At 62.5% G+C, this 18888-nt stretch carries 17 protein-coding genes; 16 read left to right on the forward strand and 1 reads right to left on the reverse strand.

All coding sequences use genetic code 11. The annotated features are described in order from the left end of the window. Position 1: 1 nt before the first annotated feature. The 9 genes from ASC86_RS24210 to lpxB all read left to right on the forward strand — a co-directional run bounded on the left by ASC86_RS24210 (position 2) and on the right by lpxB (position 9786). The gene (locus ASC86_RS24210; RefSeq protein ID WP_056327299.1) at positions 2-748 is read left to right on the forward strand and encodes an isoprenyl transferase; all 747 of its coding nucleotides are present in this window, start codon (positions 2-4) and stop codon (positions 746-748) included. Then, the gene (locus ASC86_RS24215) at positions 748-1581 is read left to right on the forward strand and encodes a phosphatidate cytidylyltransferase (protein WP_056327301.1); all 834 of its coding nucleotides are present in this window, start codon (positions 748-750) and stop codon (positions 1579-1581) included. The genes ASC86_RS24210 and ASC86_RS24215 overlap by 1 nt, the downstream gene beginning before the upstream one ends. Positions 1582-1617: 36 nt before the next feature. Next, positions 1618-2751 (forward strand): RIP metalloprotease RseP, encoded by a 1134-nt coding sequence (gene rseP / locus ASC86_RS24220; protein ID WP_056327302.1) that lies wholly within the window; start codon positions 1618-1620, stop codon positions 2749-2751. A 247-nt stretch (positions 2752-2998) separates the two neighbouring features. Then, on the forward strand, positions 2999-5341 hold the full coding sequence (gene bamA / locus ASC86_RS24225; RefSeq protein WP_056327304.1) for an outer membrane protein assembly factor BamA: 2343 nt from the start codon (positions 2999-3001) through the stop codon (positions 5339-5341). 48 nt (positions 5342-5389) lie between these two features. Continuing rightward, positions 5390-6451: a UDP-3-O-(3-hydroxymyristoyl)glucosamine N-acyltransferase gene (gene lpxD, locus ASC86_RS24230; RefSeq protein ID WP_056327307.1), complete on the forward strand. Its 1062-nt coding sequence runs from the start codon at positions 5390-5392 to the stop codon at positions 6449-6451. Then, complete coding sequence (fabZ, locus tag ASC86_RS24235) at positions 6444-6911, forward strand: 3-hydroxyacyl-ACP dehydratase FabZ (RefSeq protein WP_056327309.1); 468 nt, start codon at positions 6444-6446, stop codon at positions 6909-6911. The genes lpxD and fabZ overlap by 8 nt, the downstream gene beginning before the upstream one ends. 3 nt (positions 6912-6914) lie before the next feature. Beyond that, entirely contained in the window at positions 6915-7727 is an 813-nt protein-coding gene (gene lpxA, locus ASC86_RS24240) for an acyl-ACP--UDP-N-acetylglucosamine O-acyltransferase (RefSeq protein ID WP_056327310.1), read from the forward strand. A gap of 5 nt (positions 7728-7732) precedes the next feature. Continuing rightward, complete coding sequence (locus ASC86_RS24245) at positions 7733-8611, forward strand: LpxI family protein (RefSeq protein ID WP_056327312.1); 879 nt, start codon at positions 7733-7735, stop codon at positions 8609-8611. Further along, positions 8611-9786 carry a lipid-A-disaccharide synthase gene (gene lpxB / locus ASC86_RS24250; protein ID WP_056327314.1) on the forward strand — a complete coding sequence of 392 codons (1176 nt, stop codon included), beginning with the start codon at positions 8611-8613 and terminating at the stop codon, positions 9784-9786. The genes ASC86_RS24245 and lpxB overlap by 1 nt, the downstream gene beginning before the upstream one ends. A 30-nt stretch (positions 9787-9816) precedes the next feature. Here lpxB and gltA read toward each other — a convergent pair whose 3' ends face one another. Beyond that, positions 9817-11106: a citrate synthase gene (gene gltA, locus ASC86_RS24255; RefSeq protein ID WP_056327316.1), complete on the reverse strand. Its 1290-nt coding sequence runs from the start codon at positions 11104-11106 to the stop codon at positions 9817-9819. Between the two features lie 313 nt (positions 11107-11419). On the opposite strand from gltA, the gene ASC86_RS24260 reads away from it, so the two are divergent. The 7 genes from ASC86_RS24260 (at position 11420) to ASC86_RS24285 (ending at position 18865) form a co-directional block, all read left to right on the forward strand. Next, the gene (locus tag ASC86_RS24260; RefSeq protein ID WP_082510447.1) at positions 11420-13552 is read left to right on the forward strand and encodes a ComEC/Rec2 family competence protein; all 2133 of its coding nucleotides are present in this window, start codon (positions 11420-11422) and stop codon (positions 13550-13552) included. Continuing rightward, positions 13549-13854, forward strand: coding sequence for a hypothetical protein (locus ASC86_RS25440; protein ID WP_156387185.1), 306 nt, complete (start codon positions 13549-13551; stop codon positions 13852-13854). Before ASC86_RS24260 ends, ASC86_RS25440 begins: the two co-directional genes overlap by 4 nt. A 179-nt stretch (positions 13855-14033) precedes the next feature. Then, positions 14034-15050, forward strand: a complete 1017-nt coding sequence (gene exbB, locus ASC86_RS24265; RefSeq protein WP_056327318.1) for a tonB-system energizer ExbB — start codon at positions 14034-14036, stop codon at positions 15048-15050. A 4-nt stretch (positions 15051-15054) separates the two neighbouring features. Beyond that, positions 15055-15483 (forward strand): TonB system transport protein ExbD, encoded by a 429-nt coding sequence (gene exbD / locus ASC86_RS24270; protein WP_056327321.1) that lies wholly within the window; start codon positions 15055-15057, stop codon positions 15481-15483. Positions 15484-15656: 173 nt separating this feature from the next. After that, complete coding sequence (locus ASC86_RS24275; protein WP_056327322.1) at positions 15657-16325, forward strand: protein-L-isoaspartate O-methyltransferase; 669 nt, start codon at positions 15657-15659, stop codon at positions 16323-16325. A gap of 249 nt (positions 16326-16574) precedes the next feature. Then, positions 16575-17891, forward strand: a complete 1317-nt coding sequence (locus ASC86_RS24280) for a TolC family outer membrane protein (RefSeq protein WP_348270780.1) — start codon at positions 16575-16577, stop codon at positions 17889-17891. Positions 17892-18061: 170 nt separating this feature from the next. Next, positions 18062-18865 carry a PopZ family protein gene (locus ASC86_RS24285; protein ID WP_056327326.1) on the forward strand — a complete coding sequence of 268 codons (804 nt, stop codon included), beginning with the start codon at positions 18062-18064 and terminating at the stop codon, positions 18863-18865. Positions 18866-18888: the final 23 nt, after the last annotated feature.

Consider the following 18888-nt stretch of genomic DNA (forward strand, 5'->3'; position numbering starts at 1 on the left):
GATGTCGATACCTCCCTTGAGCAATGTTCCGACCCACGTGGCCATCATCATGGATGGCAATGGCCGCTGGGCCAACAAGCGCGGCCTGCCGCGCACCATGGGACATCGCAAGGGTGTCGAGGCGGTCCGCGAAGCGGTGCGCACGGCGGGTGAAGTCGGCGTGCGCTACCTCACCCTCTTTGCCTTTTCGTCCGAAAACTGGACACGGCCGGAAGACGAGATTTCCGATCTGATGGGCCTGCTCAAGGCTTTCATCCGCCGCGATCTTGCTGACCTGCACCGCCAGAACGTCCGCATCCGCGTCATCGGTGACAAGACCAACCTGCGCAGCGATATTCTGCCACTGCTGCTGGAGGCCGAGGAAACGACCCGCAACAACTCGGGAATCACCCTCGTCATCGCCTTCAACTACGGCGCCCGCGATGAGATGGCGCGCGCCATGCGCTCCCTGGCCGTCGATGTGAAGGAAGGGCGGATGCTGCCCGAGCAGATCACGCCGGAGCGGATCGCAAGCCGTCTCGACACAGCCGGCATTCCCGACCCAGATCTGGTGCTGCGCACCAGCGGCGAGGAGCGGCTTTCCAATTTCCTGCTCTGGCAGGCGGCCTATTCCGAGCTTTTGTTCGTGCCGGAGCTTTGGCCTGATTTCAATCGCGACAGTTTCCTGGCGGCGCTTGAGCGCTACGCCACGCGCGAGCGTCGTTTCGGCGGTCTTTCCAAGCCGGCGACACTGGCGGTCGGCTCCTGATGCAGAAAGAACTCAAGCTTCGCATCGTCTCCGGCATCGTACTGGCCGTGGTCGCCCTTGCGGCCACCTGGGCCGGCGGTCCGGCCTTCCGGCTGCTTTCGGTGGCCATCGCGCTGCTCGTCTATTCCGAGTGGTCGACGATCACCAGGCTCGGCGAACAGGATTTCAAGGGCAATGCCTTCGGATGGCTGAGTCAGGCCGTGTTGGCTGGCCTCGTGCTTCTGGGTGAAACAAGCTGGACGTTGCCGGTGCTCGGCGCGGCCGCAGTTCTGTCCATCGCCTGGGTGCTGGTTCAGAAGACAAGCTGGTGGTTGCCGGGCGGCATCGTCTATGCGGGCCTCACAGGCATCTCGCTGTCCGCCATCCGCGATGACGCCCATATCGGCCTGATCGCGATGATTTTCGTCTTCGCCATCGTCTGGGCCACCGATATCCTCGCCTATTTCGTCGGACGGGCGATCGGCGGGCCAAAACTTGCGCCGAAAATCTCGCCTGGCAAGACATGGTCTGGCGCGATCGGTGGAACCGTGTCGGGCATCATCGCCGGGGTCGCTATCTATATGGCGGAGTTTTCCACGCTCGATTGGCGCATCCCGTTGCTGGCACTGTTCCTGTCGGTATCGAGCCAGATCGGCGATTTGTTCGAATCCTTCATCAAGCGCCGTTTCGGCGTAAAAGACTCCGGTCGTATCATTCCGGGGCATGGCGGCGTGATGGATCGGGTCGACGGACTTGTTTTTGCCAGCTTTGCGGCGCTTTTCGTTGCAATGCTGACGATTCTGGGGCAGGGCGGTAATGTCCAGCTCGTCGGCGCTGCCCTGTTGGGCCTGTAGTCGTCGTAGATTCTGCGACAGATAAGAGGGTACAAAATGGCTTTCGCCGCCGATGTGACGCATTTCCTGGTCGGCTATATGGTGCCGTTCCTGCTGGTGCTGACGCTGCTCGTGTTCGTCCATGAGATGGGGCACTACCTGGTCGGCCGTTGGTCGGGCATCCGTATTCTTGCCTTTTCGGTCGGATTCGGCCCTGAAATCATCGGCTTCACCGACCGGCACCAGACGCGCTGGAAGATCTGCGCCATTCCGCTCGGCGGCTATGTGAAGTTCTACGGCGACGAGGATGCGGCCAGCACCTCCGTCGGCACCAACCTCGATACCCTGACGCCGGAAGAGCGCGATCGCACCTTCCTCGGCGCGACGCTCTGGAAGCGCGCGGCAACGGTTGCCGCTGGCCCGATCGCCAATTTCCTGCTGGCGATCGCTATTTTCGCTGTGCTGTTTTCGATCTACGGCCGGCAAGTCGCCGATCCCGTGGTTGCCGAGGTGAAGCCCGAAAGTGCCGCTGCTGCCGCCGGTATTCAGCCGGGCGACCTGCTCGTTGCTATCGACGGTACGGCGGTCAAGACCTTCGACGATGTGCGCCGCTATGTCAGCATTCGGCCGGAAACGCCGATCGTCATCCGCATCGAGCGCAAGGGCGCCTTCCTCGACCTGCCGATGGAGCCGCGCCGCACGGAGATCGAGGATCAGTTCGGCAACAAGGTTGAACTCGGTGTCATCGGCATCCTGACCAATCAGGAAACCGGCAATTTCCGCCGTGTCAGCTATAGTCCGATCGAGGCCGTCGGCCAGGGCGCGGTCGAAAGCTGGAACATCGTCACCGGCACATTCAAGTATATTTCCAACCTCGTGACGGGCCGCATGAAGGCCGATCAGCTGGGCGGACCGATCCGTGTGGCCCAGGCATCCGGCCAGATGGCGACCATCGGCATCGATGCGGTGCTGCATCTGGCCGCCGTTCTGTCAGTTTCCATTGGACTTCTTAACCTCATGCCCGTTCCCGTACTTGATGGCGGGCACCTGATGTTTTATGCGGTGGAGGCCGTGCGGGGTAAGCCGCTCGGACCTCAGGCACAGGACATCGCCTTCCGGATCGGTTTTGCGATGGTTCTGATGCTGATGGTCTTTGCGACCTGGAACGACATAAGCTCACTTCTGGGCTGAGGTTTTGCCCAAGCGAAAGCGGGGCCGGAGAGGGGCTAGGGAAGCTGTTAGAGGGGTTCCTATCCATCGTTGGAAAGGAACTGTTTACGATAATCCAAGTCCGTAGTGGCCGTTAGGCCACGGTTTGAATTGAAGTAAACAGAAATTAACGAGCGACCTTGCTTGTATGGGAAAAGCGGTTAAAACGGCAACCGTGACCGGAGTCGGTGCGAGTTCGCTGCGGGACATTTGGAAGAAGGTAAAGTTTATGAAAGCTGGTTCAAAGTTTTTGAACGCGGTGTCGGCCGTTGCCCTGTCGACCAGCATGGTGGCAACGGGCTCGGGTGTCCTGACCCTTGCAAGCGCATCTGTCGCAGAAGCCGCAACGATCAGCCGTGTCGAAGTTCGTGGTGCAACCCGTGTCAGCGCCGAAACCGTGCGCGCCAACATCACGATCGTTCCCGGCAAAAGCTTCAGCAATGCCGATATCGATTCTTCCGTAAAGCGCCTGTACCAGACCGGCTATTTCTCTGATGTCAGCATCAATGTCGCCGGTGGTACGCTCGTCGTTTCCGTCAAGGAAAACCAGCTGCTCAACCAGGTCGTCTTCAACGGCAACCGCAAGATCAAGGATGACAAGCTGCAGGCCATCGTGCGCTCGCGTTCTCTTGGTCCCTACAGTGAAGCGACGGTGGAGGGTGATATCCAGTCGATCAAGGACGCCTATGCGGCGACCGGTCGTAGCGACATCACGGTGACGACGCAGGTCGTTCCGATCGCCGAGGGTCGCGTCAATCTTGCGTTCGTCATCGACGAAGGCAAGAAGACCAAGATTCGCAACATCAATTTTGTCGGCAACAATGCCTATAGCGACGGCCGTCTTCAGTCGGTCATTGCCACGAAGGAATCCGGCTGGTTCTCGTTCCTGACCCGCAAGGACGTCTATAACGAAGACAAGCTCCGAGCTGACGAAGAGTTGCTGCGCCAGTTCTATTTCAACCGTGGCTACGCCGACTTCCGCGTGGTGTCTTCGGATGCCGTTCTGGATGAGGCAAGCAACGAATACACCGTCACGATCACCGTCGAGGAAGGCGAGCGCTACGATTTCGGCGCCGTCAACGTCGAATCGACCGTCGATGGCGTCGATGCAAACGAGTTGAAGGGGCTGGTCGAAAGCTCCGAGGGTTCGCTCTATCGGGCCAGGGACGTCCAGAACACCATGTCCGCGATCTCCAAGCGCGTCGCGGCTCAGGGGTATCCCTTTGCCCGCGTGACTCCGCGCGGTAACCGCGACTTCGGCAGCCGCACCATCGCCGTCGACTATCTCGTCGATCAGGGCGAGCGCGCCTATGTCGAGCGCATCGAAATCCGCGGCAATACCCGCACACGCGATTACGTCATCCGCCGCGAATTCGACATGAGCGAAGGCGACGCGTTCAATCAGGAAATGATCGCCTCGGCCAAGCGCCGCCTTGAAGCTCTCGGTTACTTCTCCACGGTCAATATCTCGACCCAGCAGGGTTCGGCTGCAGACCGCGTCGTCGTCGTCGTCGATGTTCAGGATCAGTCAACCGGTTCGTTCGGTATCGGCGCGGGTTATGCGGCCGGTAGCGGCGGCGGCCTGTTGCTCGAAGCCTCGATCGAGGAAAAGAACTTCCTTGGCCGTGGCCAGTATATCCGTCTTGCCGCGGGTCGTGGCCAGGATACGAAGACCTATAACTTCTCGTTCACCGAGCCGTATTTCCTCGGTTACCGCCTTGCAGCGGGTTTCGATATCTTCAAGAACGAAAACGACTTCAACGACGACAACTATGACTACAGCGACCAGGGTTTCAGCCTGCGTATAACCGCGCCGATCACGGAATCGCTGTCCACAACGTTCCGCTACAACTACACGCAGCTGGATTACAGTGGTACGGATCAGTACGGCGACGATCTTGCCTCGCCGTTTGTCGATGCCGTTCGTGGCAGCAAGTGGACCCGGTCTTCGATCTCGCAGAGCCTGACGTACAATACGCTTGACGATCCGCAGTTGGCCCACGAAGGTATTCTCGCCTCGGTCACGCAGGAGTTCGCTGGCCTCGGCGGCACGTCGGACTACTACAAGCTGACGGCCAAGGGTAAGTGGTTCTACACGCTCAACGACGACGCCGATATCATCGGGTCCCTCGCTGGTACGGCAGGCCATGTCTTCAAGACCTCGGGTGATCTCGAAGTCTTCGACCAGTTCCAGATCGGCACGAACGAAATCCGTGGTTTCGAGCGTAACGGTATCGGTCCGCGAAGCCTCAAGTACGATCAGGCAATCGGTGGCACGACCTACTTCACGGCTTCCGCCGAAGCGACGTTCCCTCTGCCGGGCATTCCGCGTGACTCGGGCTTCCGTGGTGCGGTGTTCGTCGATGCCGGCACGCTTTACGGTAACGATGTGAAGACGCGCCCTGATGACGATATCAGCGATACTGGTGCGTCGCTGCGTGCGTCGGTTGGTGTCGGCCTGCTCTGGGCATCGCCGTTCGGTCCGCTGCGTGTCGACTACGCGATCCCGGTTGCCAAGGAAGACTACGACCGCGTTCAGAACATTAAGTTCGGCATTTCGTCGTCGTTCTGATCCCCGCAGTCCAGAACTGCCTGCCAAATCTGTTCTGGAGTTTCGGCCATGGAACATAACTGGTTTTTTCCACCACACGGTGGCATTCGCCTGAGCGATCTGTCGGATGCTGTCGGGGCTAGCCTGGAAAACAAAGATGCAGCGGACCGCCTTGTGCGGTCCGTTTCGCCTGTATATCGGGCCAAGGAGGGCGATGTCTGCTACATGCTGTCGCGAAGACATCGCGAAGAGCTTGAGACGTGTCAGGCAACCGCGATCATTTGCGATAAGGCCCTTGCGCCGCTTATTCCGTCATCTATTCCGATCCTGCTGACTCAGCAGCCGCACACTGCCTTTGCGGTTGCCGGCAATCTTCTTCATCCTGCCGCCCTTCGTCCCGCGCTGGTTTTGAGCGAGGCCTCGGTTTCCGACCGGGCCGCCGTCGATCCGACGGCGCGGCTGGAGCCGGGCGTCGAGGTCGAGCCGTTCGCGGTCATCGGCGCCGGTGCTGAAATCGGTGAGGGAACCCGCATCGGGGCAGGCTCGGTGATCGGCGCCGGCGTGCGGATCGGGCGCGATTGCACCATTTCGGCCGGTGCCAGCATTCTCTGCGCGCTCGTCGGCAACAATGTCATCATCCATCCAGGCGCCCGTATCGGCCAGGACGGCTTCGGTTTTGCGCCTGGACCGCGCGGCATGATCAAGATCGTTCAGATCGGCCGGGTCATCATCCAGGACAATGTCGAGATCGGCGCGGGAACGACGATCGACCGCGGCGCCATGGATGACACAGTCGTCGGCGAGGGCACCAAGCTCGATAACCAGATACAGATCGGCCACAACGTCCGCATCGGTCGCCATTGCGGCATCGCCAGCCAGGTCGGCATCGCCGGCAGCACCAAGATCGGCGACGGCGTCCTGATCGGTGGTGCGAGTGCGATAAATGGCCATATCACCATCGGCAGCGGCGTTCAGATCGCAGCGATGAGCGGTGTCGCTTCCGATATCCCGGCAGGGGAAAAATACGGCGGCATTCCCGCCCGGCCGATGCGCGATTTCTTGCGTGACATTGCCGAAATACAGGCACGCAGCCACAAGAGACAGAAGACGACCGGAGGCAAAGATGAGTGAAGCAGCAAGCACCGTACTCGGCGTAGCCGATATTAAGGAAATCCTGAAGCTGTTGCCGCACCGCTATCCTTTCCTGCTGGTCGATCGAATCATCGATATCGACGGCGACAATTCGGCGATTGGCATCAAGAACGTCACGGCAAACGAGCCGCATTTCACCGGCCACTTCCCCGAAGAACCGATCATGCCGGGTGTTCTGCTGATCGAGGGCATGGCGCAGACGGCCGGCGCGATCTGTGCGCGCAAGACCGGCGGCGGAAGCAACCTCGTCTACTTCATGACCATCGATAACGCCCGCTTCCGTAAGCCGGTCGTGCCGGGCGACCGGGTGGAATTCCACGTCGTCAAGCAGAAGCAGCGCGGCAATATCTGGAAATTTCATTGTGAAGCAAAAGTTGACGGGCACCTTGCTGCGGAAGCTGATATCGGCGCGATGATTGTCAGCAAGGAAGTAGACTGAACCATGATCGCAGCCAGCGCAAAGATCCACCCGTCATCGGTCATCGACGACGGTGCAGTGATCGGCGACAACGTCAAGATCGGCCCGTTTTGTTACATCGGGCCGAAAGTCGTTCTCGGCGACAATGTCGAGCTTATTTCCCACGTCACGGTGCTGGGCCGCACGACGGTTGGCAAGGGCACGAAGATTTTCCCGTCCGCGGTCATCGGCGGCGATTCGCAGAGCGTGCACCACAGCGCCGTCGATACGACGTTGTCGATCGGCGAGAACTGCACGATCCGCGAAGGCGTGACCATGAACACGGGCACGGTCGAGCATGGCGGCGCGACCGTCGTCGGCAACAACAACCTGTTCCTGGCTTACGCTCACGTGGCGCATGATTGCCGCCTCGGCAACAACATCATTCTATCCAACAACGTCATGCTGGCCGGCCATGTGACGGTAGAGGACCGCGCCATTCTCGGTGGCGGCTCGGCCGTACACCAGTTTACCCGGATCGGCCGTCAGGCCTTTGTCGGCGGCCTCTCGGGCGTGGCCTACGACGTCATTCCCTATGGCATGCTGAACGGCAATCCGGGCGTCTTGAACGGCCTCAACATCGTCGGCATGACACGCGCCGGGTTCGACAAGGCGACGGTTCATACAGTTCGCCGCGCTTACAAGCAGATTTTCGAAGGCGCGAACGCGATCCGCGCCAATGCGGCGGCGATCCGGGAGGAATATGCCGATTGCCCGCCGGTGATCGAAATCCTCGATTTCATCGCCTCCGATAGCGATCGCGCCTTGTCTTCGCCGAGCCGGGGTAAAAAAGGCTGAGCGCCATGACCTTCGAAGGCCGGCCTCAGACGACGGGAAGGCTGGCCATCATCGCCGGCGGTGGCATGCTGCCGCATCATGTGGCGGATGCCGCCCGCCTGCATGGCGAAGATCCGTTCATCATCGCACTCTCGAACGAGGCCGATCAGGATTGGACCGGCTTCGACCATCGTGCCCTTGGCATCGGCAATTTCAGGGAGATCACCGCGACGTTCCGCGCCGAGGGGATCGATCGGGTCGTGCTTTCAGGCGGCGTTCGCCGCCGCCCTGAATGGCGGGATATCAAGCCGACATTCAAAACGCTGGCGAAGGTGCCAAGCGTGCTGAAAACCCTGCTTTCCGGCGGCGACGATGCAGTGCTGAAGATGGCGATCGACCTCATCGAGGCTAGCGGCGCGCGCGTCATAGGCGTTCAAGAGATCGTGCCGGAACTGCTGGCCGAGGTCGGGCCGCTTGGTGCTCTTCAGCCGAACGGCGAGGACCGCCGCGACATCGAGGTTGCGGTCGAGGCTGCGGTTGCGCTCGGGCGGCTGGATGTCGGGCAGGGTGCCGTCGCCGTCGGCGGACGCGTCGTGGCGCTCGAGGGACCGGAGGGCACGGATGCCATGATGCGGCGTGTCGCGCAGCTGCGCGCCGATGGCCGCATCTCCAGCCGGCGCAAGGGCGTGCTGGTCAAACTGTGCAAGCCGCAGCAGGAACAGCGTGCCGATCTGCCGTCCGTCGGTCCATCGACCGTCTTCGGCGCTCTTGAAGCGGGACTGTCCGGCATTGCCGTGGAGGCGGGCCGTGCTCTGGTCCTGGAGCGCGAGACGATGCTGGCCGCCGCCGCAGCTCACGGCATTTTCGTGATCGGCATAGACCGAACCCATCCGGGAGACGTGTGATGACGGGGCTGAAGCTTGCCGTGATTGCTGGCGAAGTTTCCGGCGATCTTCTGGGGGCGGACCTCGTGCGGGCGCTGAAGCCGATGGTGGACGGCCCGGTCGAACTCGTCGGTGTCGGCGGCGAAGGGCTGGAGGCGGAGGGGCTGCAGTCACTCTTCGATTATTCCGAGCTTTCGATCATGGGCATCGCTCAGGTTCTGGCGCGGCTGCCGCTGCTCATCCGGCGCATCGGCCAGACAGCGAACGCGATCATCGCGGCGAAACCGGATGCGCTGCTGATCATCGACAGCCCCGATTTCACCCACCGCGTCGCCCGGCGAGTTCGCAAGGCTCTGCCCGGCCTGCCGATCGTCAATTATGTCTGCCCGAGCGTCTGGGCCTGGAAGGAAAAGCGCGCGCCCGCGATGCGCGCCTATGTCGATCACGTGCTTGCGGTTCTGCCGTTCGAGCCCGAAGTGATGAAGCGGCTCGAAGGCCCGCCGACCACCTATGTCGGTCACCGGCTGGCAAGCGACAGGGACGTGCTTGCTGTCCGTGCCGTACAGCTTGCCAAGCGGGAGCAGGGGCGCAAATCCGCGACCTGCCTGTTGCTGCCGGGATCGCGCGCCAGCGAAATCACCCGGTTGCTGCCCGATTTCGCCGGGACCATGGAGGTTCTGCGCCAGCGAAACCCGGATATGCGCTTCCTGCTGCCCACCGTCCCGCGTCAGGAAGCCCTGGTGCGCCGGCTGGTGGCGGAGATGCCGATCAAGCCCGAGATCAGCGTCGGGCCTGCGGAAAAGTGGAAAGCATTTTCGCAGGCCGATGCGGCCCTTGCAGCGTCTGGAACGGTTATTCTCGAACTCGGTCTTTGCGGCATCCCGGTCGTTTCGGCCTATCATGCCGACTGGATCATCCGCCTCATGCACAAGCGCATCCGCATCTGGACGGCCGCGCTGCCGAACCTGATTGCCGATTACGTCATCGTGCCGGAATATCTGAACGAAGCCATCCGTTCCGGCGCCTTGGCGCGCTGGGTCGAACGGCTGGTGGCGCCGACGCCCGAGCGCCGGGCGATGATGGACGGTTATGAGACAGTCTGGCAGCGTATGCAGACCAAGCGTCCTCCGGGCGAAAGCTCCGCAGCTATTCTGCTTTCCACCATCGCGGAAAAGAAAAAGCCCGGCCATTCCTGACCGGGCTTTTCTGTTTCAACGCCGTTGCGCTCAGCGCTTGGAAACCGGCACGTAGTCGCGCGACGGTTCGCCGATGTAGAGCTGGCGCGGACGGCCGATGCGCTGTTCCGGGTCTTCGATCATTTCGTTCCACTGGGCGATCCAGCCGACGGTGCGGGCGAGCGCGAAGAGAACGGTGAACATGGTGGTGGGGAAGCCCAGCGCCTTCAGGGTGATGCCCGAATAGAAGTCGATGTTCGGATAGAGCTTCTTTTCGATGAAGTAGCTGTCGGTGAGCGCGATGCGCTCCAGCTCCATCGCCACTTCCAGCAGCGGATCGTCCTTGTGGCCGAGTTCCGCCAGAACCTCATGCGTCGTCTTCTGCATGATCTTGGCGCGCGGATCGTAGTTCTTGTAGACGCGGTGGCCAAAGCCCATCAGGCGGAAAGGATCGTTCTTGTCCTTTGCGCGGGCGACGAATTCCGGAATGCGGTCGACCGTGCCGATTTCAGCGAGCATGTTGAGCGCTGCTTCGTTGGCGCCGCCGTGTGCCGGGCCCCAGAGGCAGGCGATGCCGGCCGCGATGCAGGCGAACGGGTTGGCGCCCGAGGAGCCGGCCAGACGAACGGTCGAGGTCGAGGCGTTCTGCTCGTGGTCTGCATGCAGGATGAAGATACGGTCCATGGCGCGGGCCAGAACCGGGTTGACCACATAATCCTCGCACGGCACGGCAAAGCACATGCGCAGGAAGTTCGAAGCGTAGTCGAGGTCGTTCTTCGGGTAAACGAAGGGCTGGCCGATATGGTACTTGTAGGCCATGGCGGCGAGCGTCGGCATCTTGGCGATCATGCGCAGCGAAGCGACCATGCGCTGATGCGGATCGGTGATGTCGGTCGAGTCGTGGTAGAAGGCAGAAAGAGCGCCGACGCAGCCGCACATGACGGCCATAGGGTGCGCGTCACGGCGGAAGCCGGTGAAGAAGCGCGACATCTGCTCGTGAACCATCGTGTGATGGGTGACACGGTGGTCGAAATCGAGCTTCTGGGCCTTGGTCGGCAGTTCGCCGTACAGCAGGAGGTAGCAGACTTCGAGGAAATCGCCGTGCTCGGCCAGCTGCTCGATCGGGTAGCCGCGGTGCAGCAGCACGCCTTCGTCGCCATCGATATAGGTGATCTTGGACTCGCAGGATGCGGTCGAGGTGAAGCCGGGATCGTAGGTGAAACGGCCGGTTTGCTTGTAAAGCGAGCCGATATCGACCACTTCCGGACCGATGGACCCCGCTCGCACCGGCAACTCGACCGATTTGTTATCGATTGTCACAACTGCGCTGTGTTCCGTCATAGGGTATCCTCCGTTTGCCGCAAACTGGCACATAAATATGCCGCATATATTAACGCCGACCATGTGCTATCCGATTTAAACACGACTGCCAAGTTGGACCAAAGCCAAATTGGTGCGCTGCAAAAATAGGCATGCGGCGGCGCAATAGTTGCATGTTTTTTCCACCTGTCCAATGGTCAAACCGCGAAGTAGCGAGCGATGTTCGTTCACGCTCTCGCGATTGCCTGTTTTTTAGGCGACTTGCCTTCTGGTTGCGAAATCCGGTTTTTGGTTGCACACTCCGTCGCGGGGATTGGCGACGGGGACGCGAGGCATGGAGCAGGGACCGGGGACGAAAACCGTCTTCGAGGCGCGCGCCTTTCGGCCGGGCGCGATCACTCTGGCGGAGGGGGCGCCAACCCCCGGATTCTCCGATGGCGAAGAGAGCCGAGCCCGCGGATGGGCACGGCGGTTCCGCGCGCTGGTCTTCGATATATCTTTACTGCCGGCCTCGCTGCGGCTCGCCATTGCCCGCGCGGTCGATCACGAGCGGGCCTATGGGCATGGGTTTCTGTTCGTTCCGGTGTCGCTCGGGCTCGGGTCCCTGGCGTGGTTTTCGGCCACAAATCCGCCGCAGTCCCTCAAACTTGCAGTGCTGCTGTGCATTTTTGGCATAGCGGCGTGGTGGATGCGCCATTCCGCGACAGCGTGGCGGCTCGTCTTTCTCCATGTTTTCCTGTTCGTCGCGGGCATGATGCTGGCCCAAGGACAGACAGCAAGGCTCGGCACCGTGCTCATCGATACGCCGGTGACGACGATGCTTTCCGGCACGGTTGAGGGGCGGGAGGTAACCGACAAGGGCTATTGGCGTTACACCGTCACTGTTACCGCCACGACCGACCCGGAGCTGAAACGACCGCCGGAGCGGGTGACGCTGCTGTCGCGCCAGCGCGACCTGCCGATCGCCATCGGCGAGGGGCTGACGGGCAGGGCGCGACTATCACCGCCTTCCGGGCCTGCTTTGGCCGGCCTGAACGATTTCGCCTTCGACAGCTATTTTAACGGCATCGGCGCAGTCGGCTATTTCCTGGGCAAGCCGGCGGCGACGGGTCGGGGTCTTGAGCCTGCCCCATGGTTTCAGTCTGCCTCCGAAAATCTCGCGCGATTGCGGGCAGCGATTGGCGAACGCATCCGCTCCGCCTTGAACGGCGATGTCGCCGCGATTGCCGCAGCATTGGTCACCGGCGAGGAGAGGGCGATCGGCCGCGAGACCGTCGAGGCGCTGCGACAGGCCGGCCTTGCCCATGTCCTAGCGATTTCCGGCCTCAACATGGTACTGGCGGCGGGCACGCTGCTTGTCGGGGTGCGGCTCGCGCTCAGCGTTGTTCCCGGCCTTGCCCATCGCGTGGCGATCAAGAAGATCGCGGCGGCGGGCGCGGTGCTGATGGTCTGCTTCTATGTGCTGATCTGCGGCGGCGCGGTTTCGGCGGTGCGATCCTGGATCATGATTCTGCTGATGCTGGTGGCGGTGTTCTTCGACCGGCAGGCGATCAGCCTGCGCAATGTCGCGCTGTCGGCCATCCTCATCCTGGCCGTCACGCCCTCGGCCGTCACCGGGCCGGGGTTCCAGATGTCCTATGCGGCGACGCTGGCGCTGGTCGCGGGCTATGGCCATTGGCGCGGGCGGCCGCAGTCGCAAGCCGTCGCCGCGCCGGCCGGGCTTATGATTTTGAGGGCGACGGGGCTTTTCGTCGGCGGCCTGCTGCTCAGTTCCCTGATCGGCGGGCTTTCGACGATGATCTATTCGGTCGGTCATTTCCACCGGATCGCGGCTTATGGGCTGGTCGGCAATATGTTGGCCATGCCGATCATCTCCGTGCTCGTCATGCCCTTTGCATTGATTGCCATGCTCGCCATGCCCTTCGGGCTCGAATACCTGCCGCTGCAGGTCGTGGGACTGGGGCTGGAGTGGATGATCGCGATTGCCGACATGGTGTCGCATTGGGGCGGCGAAATCACCACCGGGCGCATCGCGCCGGCCGGCTTCCTGCTCGTGGCGCTCGGCGGAATTCTGTTCTGCCTCCTTCGCAGTTGGTTGGCGACGGTTGGTGCCGTGATGGCGCTGGCGGGTGTGACCGTCATTGTGCTTTTGCCGCCGGCCGGTCCCGAGGCCGTGATTTCCGAAGACGGGCGGCTGGTTGCGCTGATCGATGGCGGCACGGCGGCCGTCAATCGCTTGCGTCCGCCCGAATTCATCTTCTCGCAATGGGAAAGAGCCCTGCAACTGTCGCAAGTCACGCCGCCGTTGATGCGCCGGGATCTCGCATTGCCGCTGCCGGACAGGAAAGCGGACGCGGCCAAGACAGGCTCCCTTGACGAGGAGCGGGCGCGGGCCGCGCTTTCGACGCTGATGCGGCGGGCGGCCCCGGCCGGTTTTCCTGCGTGGCGCGGCAATGGTGCGGCGTGACGGCGAAAGGCGGGTTGAAGATTGCGGCGGTGGAGGATGCCCGGCTTGCCGGCCCGGCCTGCGATGTCGCCGATCTCATCGTGGTCGCCGCCATGCTGCGCCTCGAAGCCTGTCGCTCCGGCGCAAGGCTGGTGACGGCGGCGACGCTGAGACGCACCGGGGCGCTCGAGCTTCAATCGTCGCCCGGCGGCGTGGTTCCGCTCGATATCATGCGCCCCGCCATTGCGCCGGAGGAGCTTGGCCATGCCTGGCAAAGGCACCGGCTTTACGATTGGCGTAGCCGCCGCTTCGCGGACCCGTGAGACGCCGTCCTTAATATTCTTGAGAAAATTACTCCACAAATTCTTGTCTTCGTGTTTCACTCGTCGTATGTAGCCGCGATTGGTGCTGTCCTGCAGCTTTGCCCGACAGCCACCGCATGAATTTCATGAAGAGTTCCTGCGCCTCTGGGCGAAGGAAAGGGATACGGATAGGATCGATCATGCCGAACCGGGTGATGTCGAGAGGGGCGATGCTGGCAATGATCTTGCCGGTCGTCTTCATGGGCCAGACGCTTCATGCTCAGGAGAGCGCGCCGACACCGGCCGCGACTGCCATTGAGCAGCCCGCGGCAACCACCGGGCAGGCAGCGCCCGCAATGGCGCAGCCGGCCACGACCGGAAATCAGCCGTCGACCGAGACCCAGGCTCCTGTCGGCACAGAGCCGGCGGCGGAACTGACTGTGGCGGGAAGCTCAGCCGAAGCAGGCCCGAACCCGGTTCTACCCCACGATCTTTCGCCGCTCGGCATGTTCCTCGCTGCCGATATCGTCGTCAAGGGCGTGATGGGCGCTCTGGCGCTGGCCTCGGTGATGACCTGGGCGATCCTGCTGGTCAAGACGATGGAAGTCGGTGCGGCGAAGGCCCGCATCAAGCGCGCCATCCGGGCTCTGAGCGCCGCCGGCGTGCTGCGCGATCTCGGCGACCGCAAGGAAATCAAGGGCGGCCCGGCCGGCCATATGGTGGCCGCGGCGATCGAGGAACTCGGCAAGTCCGAACCGGTCCTCGATATCGTGCCGCAGCAGGGCGTCAAGGAGCGTGTCGCTTCCCAGCTCGGCCGCATCGAGGCAGGGGCCGGCAAGCGCATTGCCGGCGGCACCGGCATTCTCGCCACCGTTGGCTCGATCTCGCCCTTCGTCGGCCTGTTCGGCACGGTCTGGGGCATCATGAATTCGTTCATCGGCATCAGCCAGGCGCAGACGACAAACCTCGCCATCGTGGCGCCGGGCATCGCCGAGGCGCTGCTGGCGACGGCCGTCGGTCTTGTCGCCGCGATCCCGGCCGTGGTGATCTACAATTACTTCTCCCGCTCGATTTCCGGCTATCGCATGATGCTGGCAGATGCGTCGGCCGCCGTGGAGCGTCTCGTCAGCCGCGAGCTTGATTTCCGCCATGCCGGCAAGCTGTCGCGCAGGCCGGACGGCCATGCCGCCGAAGCCACCATCGCCCGGATAGGATAACGCCATGGGAAGCAGATTGGGCGAAAGCGGCGGGGGCGACCTCGAGGAAAACAGCGAAATCAACGTGACGCCGTTCATCGACGTCATGCTGGTGCTGCTCATCATCTTCATGGTCGCGGCCCCGCTTGCGACCGTGGACATGAAGGTGGATTTGCCGCAATCGGCGGCCCAGCCGGTCAAGCGCGACGACAAGCCGATCTTCGTGACCCTGAAGGCCGACCTGACGCTGGCGCTCGGCAATGACGAGACCACGCGGGACGGGTTCGTCGCCAGCCTCCGGCAAATTACCGAGGGCAACAAGGAAACCCGCGTCTTGCTCCGGGCCGACAAGGCCGTGGACTACGGCGACCTGATGAATGTGATGAACATGATCCAGCGCGCCGGTTACACCAGGATTTCCCTCGTCGGCCTCGAAGCGGCACCCGCCGGCTGATTGCGCTGCCATTCCGGCAGCGTATGCTTGCTTTTTTGCGGGAACTGCATTCCATAGCTTGAAACCGTTCCCCCGCGGATTTATGAGCGTAGCGGATAAGCACGCCCGGCGACGGGCGCGCGGAGCGGCAACAGAACGCTGAGGCCGGACGACATCCGGATCACGAGGGCAAGATGGATTTCCAAGCAGCACGCACAAAGATGGTCGACAACCAGATCCGCACGACCGACGTCACGTCGCACACCGTGCTTTCGGCATTCCTGTCCGTGCCGCGCGAGGCGTTCGTGCCGGCCCGCCGCAAGGACCTCGCCTATATCGACACCGATGTCGCGCTGGAAACGGAAGACGGCGCGGCGACCGGCCGCTACCTGATGGAACCGTCACCGCTGGCCAAGCTGCTGCAGCTTGCCGCCGTGACCTCCGAGGACAGCGTGCTCGAAATCGGCTGCGGCAGCGGCTATGCCTCGGCGCTGCTGTCGCAACTCGCCGCATCGGTCATCGCCCTTGAAAGCGATGCCGCGCTTGCCGCGCAGGCATCGGCAAATCTTGCCGCGCAGGGTTGCTCGAACGTAACCGTCGTTACCGGCGAACTGGAAAAGGGCCACCCCGCGGGCGCCCCTTACGACCTGATCTTCATCAATGGCGCCGTCGAGACTATACCGGACAGCCTTTTCGCTCAGCTCAAGAATGGCGGTCGTCTCGTGGCCGTCGTCGGCGTCGGCAATGCCTCGCAGGCGCGCCTCTATTTCCACGAAAGCGGCAACACCTCCGAGCGCCTCGGTTTCAACACCGCCGTCAAGCCGCTTCCGGGTTTCCGTCTGGCGCGCGAATTCGTTTTCTGAGCCGCATTCGGAATCGATCATTCCAAAGGGCGCCACGGGCGCCCTTTTTGTTGCGAAAGCGCAACGCAACTCCCGGTTCTGCAGGGATGGCGCAGGTGCCGCCTCTGTCTCCCGTTGTGGCGCCCGCAATCCCGGTCCAAAGAGCATGGGAGGCCTGCAGGGGGCAGGGAGACCATACCGGAGTAGCAAAGAGTGCCGAACATTCGTCGCACGGTCGAAGCCGCCGCGTTCAGCGCAGCACTCGCTCTTTTGTCGATACCGGCGAGTGCCGAAACGATCACGGGCGCCATGGAAAAGGCCTATGTGAACAACCCCGACCTGAACGCTGCCCGCGCGGCACTGAGGGCGACCGACGAGGGCGTTCCGATCGCCAAATCCGGCTATCGTCCGCAGGTGGAAGCGTCGATGACCGGTGTTCAGACGCGCTTCGACCGTCAGTTGGCTCCGCCCACCGACTATCATACAGGCACGGCCAGCATCACCATCACGCAGCAGATTTTCGACGGTTTTCAGACGCTGAACAATGTTCGCGCCGCAGAGGCGACCGTGTTTTCCAGCCGCGAGACCCTGAAGGCAAACGAGATTTCCATCCTGCTGGCGGCGGCCCAGTCCTATGCCAATATCGCCCGCGATCAGGAGATCGTTTCCATCCGCAAGCAGAACCTCGCCTTCCTCAAGGAACAGGTGAGGGCGGCGACGTCGCGCACGGATCTGGGCGAAGGCACGCGCACTGATGTCAGCCAGGCCGAGGCCGAACTGGCTCAGGCCAAGGCCTTGCTGGTGACGGCGGTGTCGCAGCTGAAGCAAAGCGAAGCGACCTACGTCCAGATTGTTGGCGATACGCCGGAGGGAATTAAGCAGGCAAAGCCGGCCAGCAAGGGCGCCTTGAGGAACCTCGATCAATCCGTGGCCGCGGGCTTGCGGGATCACCCCTCGATCGCCGCCGCACAATATAGTGTGAATGCGGCGGGCTATCGGGTCAAATCCGCGGAAGGCAGCATGTTGCCGGGTGTGGTGGTGCAGGGGTCCGTGTCTCGCAACACCGGGGATAACCCGAGTTCGTTCGGGCTTGAAAGCAGCACAGGGTCCGTTGTTGCGCGCTTGCAGGTGCCGATCTATCAGGGCGGTGCCGAATACGGCCAGATACGCCAGGCGAAGGAACGGCTTGGCCAACAGCAGATTCTGGTCGATTCCGCCCGCGCCGAGGTACAGCAGACCATCGTGACCGCCTATGCCCAGCTGGAGGCCGCGCTTGCGACCATCACCGCGAGCCGGGAGCAGATTTCTGCATCCCGCCGCGCGCTTTCGGGCGTGATCGATGAACTCAAGGTCGGCCAGCGCACGACGCTCGACGTGCTCGATGCGCAGCAAAGTGTGCTTGTGGCGCAGGAAAGCCTCGTGACCGCCCAGCGCAATGCCGTCATCGCCAGCTATGGCCTCCTGGCCGCCATGGGTCGGCTCACGGTCAAGAGCCAGGGCCTGCATGTCGCCGAATACCGCGCCGAGGAGCACTATGAGGCCGTCAAGGACAAGTGGTTCGGCCTGCGCACCGTCGACGGCAAATAGCCTCGCTAGTTTCGGGGATGGTCCCGAAGGTGACGCCGCCAACAAATCTGTGCATGATTCCCGATAGATGATTCGCGGGCTTTCGCCGGAAACCGAACTCGCGATACAGTTCCTGCTAACGATTTTGCTGCGGTGCCCGCGATATCAGGGACGCAGAAACGGGGAAGAAAATGGCACAGCCCAATGTAGCGCGTGAACCGTCGATGGATGAGATCCTGGCATCCATCCGGAAGATCATCGAAAGCAACGAACCCGGTATTCCCGGCTTTCCGGCCAATGACATCGGCGCACCGTCTTCCTTCCGTTCCACGCCCTATGAGGACGAGGATCAGCATATCGACGATATCCACTTGACCATCGACGATGCCGATCTGGCGGCCGAATTCGAAGCCGAAGAGCGCCGGCTGCAGGAACAGGCCAGCTCCGTGCCGGCTGCCACGGCGGCGCACGTTGCCGCTCCGGTCGAGACGCCAGCCGTCGAGGCCGCGCCGCCGCAGTCCCTGGCCGATGTCGCCGCGCGCGTGCGCGCCGCCTCCGAGCGCCATGCGACGGCCGCCCGCGCGACCGACGTCGAAATCGAAAACCGCCTGCGGCCGAGCCTGCCGCTTGCCGCTGCACCCCTGACGCCCCAGGTCGAAACGCCGGTCGTTTCCAAGGTCGCTCCCAGCGTCGCCGCCGAGGTTCCGACGCCGGTTGTGGAGCCGATAAAGGTCGAAGCGATGGCGGTGCCGGTCGTGGCGGAGCAGGAGGCGACCGCGATCGTTTCCCCGGAGGTCGGCGCGCAGGTCGCCCGTTCCTTCGACGATCTGGCGCTGGCGCTGGATGCCGGTCCGCGCCGCTCCTTCGATGAGATTGCCCAGGACATGCTGCGCCCGATGCTGCAGGAATGGCTTGACGACAATCTGCCGACGCTGGTCGAGCGCCTTGTGCGCGAGGAGATCGAGCGCGTGGCGCGCGGCCCCCGCCGCGGCTGATGTCGACGTTTTCGAATGGATCA

It is taken from the genome of Rhizobium sp. Root1212 (assembly GCF_001424985.1).
In the GTDB taxonomy this organism is placed as follows: domain Bacteria; phylum Pseudomonadota; class Alphaproteobacteria; order Rhizobiales; family Rhizobiaceae; genus Pararhizobium.

Excerpts from the sequence above, each read along its gene's own strand:
- ASC86_RS24210 (WP_056327299.1), top strand. The coding sequence starts at position 2 with ATGTCGATACCTCCCTTGAGCAATGTTCCGACCCACGTGGCCATCATC.
- ASC86_RS24260 (WP_082510447.1), top strand. The coding sequence starts at position 11,420 with ATGGAGCAGGGACCGGGGACGAAAACCGTCTTCGAGGCGCGCGCCTTT.
- exbD (WP_056327321.1), top strand. The coding sequence starts at position 15,055 with ATGGGAAGCAGATTGGGCGAAAGCGGCGGGGGCGACCTCGAGGAAAAC.
- lpxB (WP_056327314.1), top strand. The coding sequence starts at position 8,611 with ATGACGGGGCTGAAGCTTGCCGTGATTGCTGGCGAAGTTTCCGGCGAT.
- ASC86_RS24285 (WP_056327326.1), top strand. The coding sequence starts at position 18,062 with ATGGCACAGCCCAATGTAGCGCGTGAACCGTCGATGGATGAGATCCTG.
- exbB (WP_056327318.1), top strand. The coding sequence starts at position 14,034 with ATGCCGAACCGGGTGATGTCGAGAGGGGCGATGCTGGCAATGATCTTG.
- ASC86_RS24245 (WP_056327312.1), top strand. The coding sequence starts at position 7,733 with ATGACCTTCGAAGGCCGGCCTCAGACGACGGGAAGGCTGGCCATCATC.
- fabZ (WP_056327309.1), top strand. The coding sequence starts at position 6,444 with ATGAGTGAAGCAGCAAGCACCGTACTCGGCGTAGCCGATATTAAGGAA.
- lpxD (WP_056327307.1), top strand. The coding sequence starts at position 5,390 with ATGGAACATAACTGGTTTTTTCCACCACACGGTGGCATTCGCCTGAGC.
- ASC86_RS24215 (WP_056327301.1), top strand. The coding sequence starts at position 748 with ATGCAGAAAGAACTCAAGCTTCGCATCGTCTCCGGCATCGTACTGGCC.
- bamA (WP_056327304.1), top strand. The coding sequence starts at position 2,999 with ATGAAAGCTGGTTCAAAGTTTTTGAACGCGGTGTCGGCCGTTGCCCTG.
- ASC86_RS24275 (WP_056327322.1), top strand. The coding sequence starts at position 15,657 with ATGGATTTCCAAGCAGCACGCACAAAGATGGTCGACAACCAGATCCGC.
- lpxA (WP_056327310.1), top strand. The coding sequence starts at position 6,915 with ATGATCGCAGCCAGCGCAAAGATCCACCCGTCATCGGTCATCGACGAC.
- rseP (WP_056327302.1), top strand. The coding sequence starts at position 1,618 with ATGGCTTTCGCCGCCGATGTGACGCATTTCCTGGTCGGCTATATGGTG.
- gltA (WP_056327316.1), bottom strand. The coding sequence starts at position 11,106 with ATGACGGAACACAGCGCAGTTGTGACAATCGATAACAAATCGGTCGAG.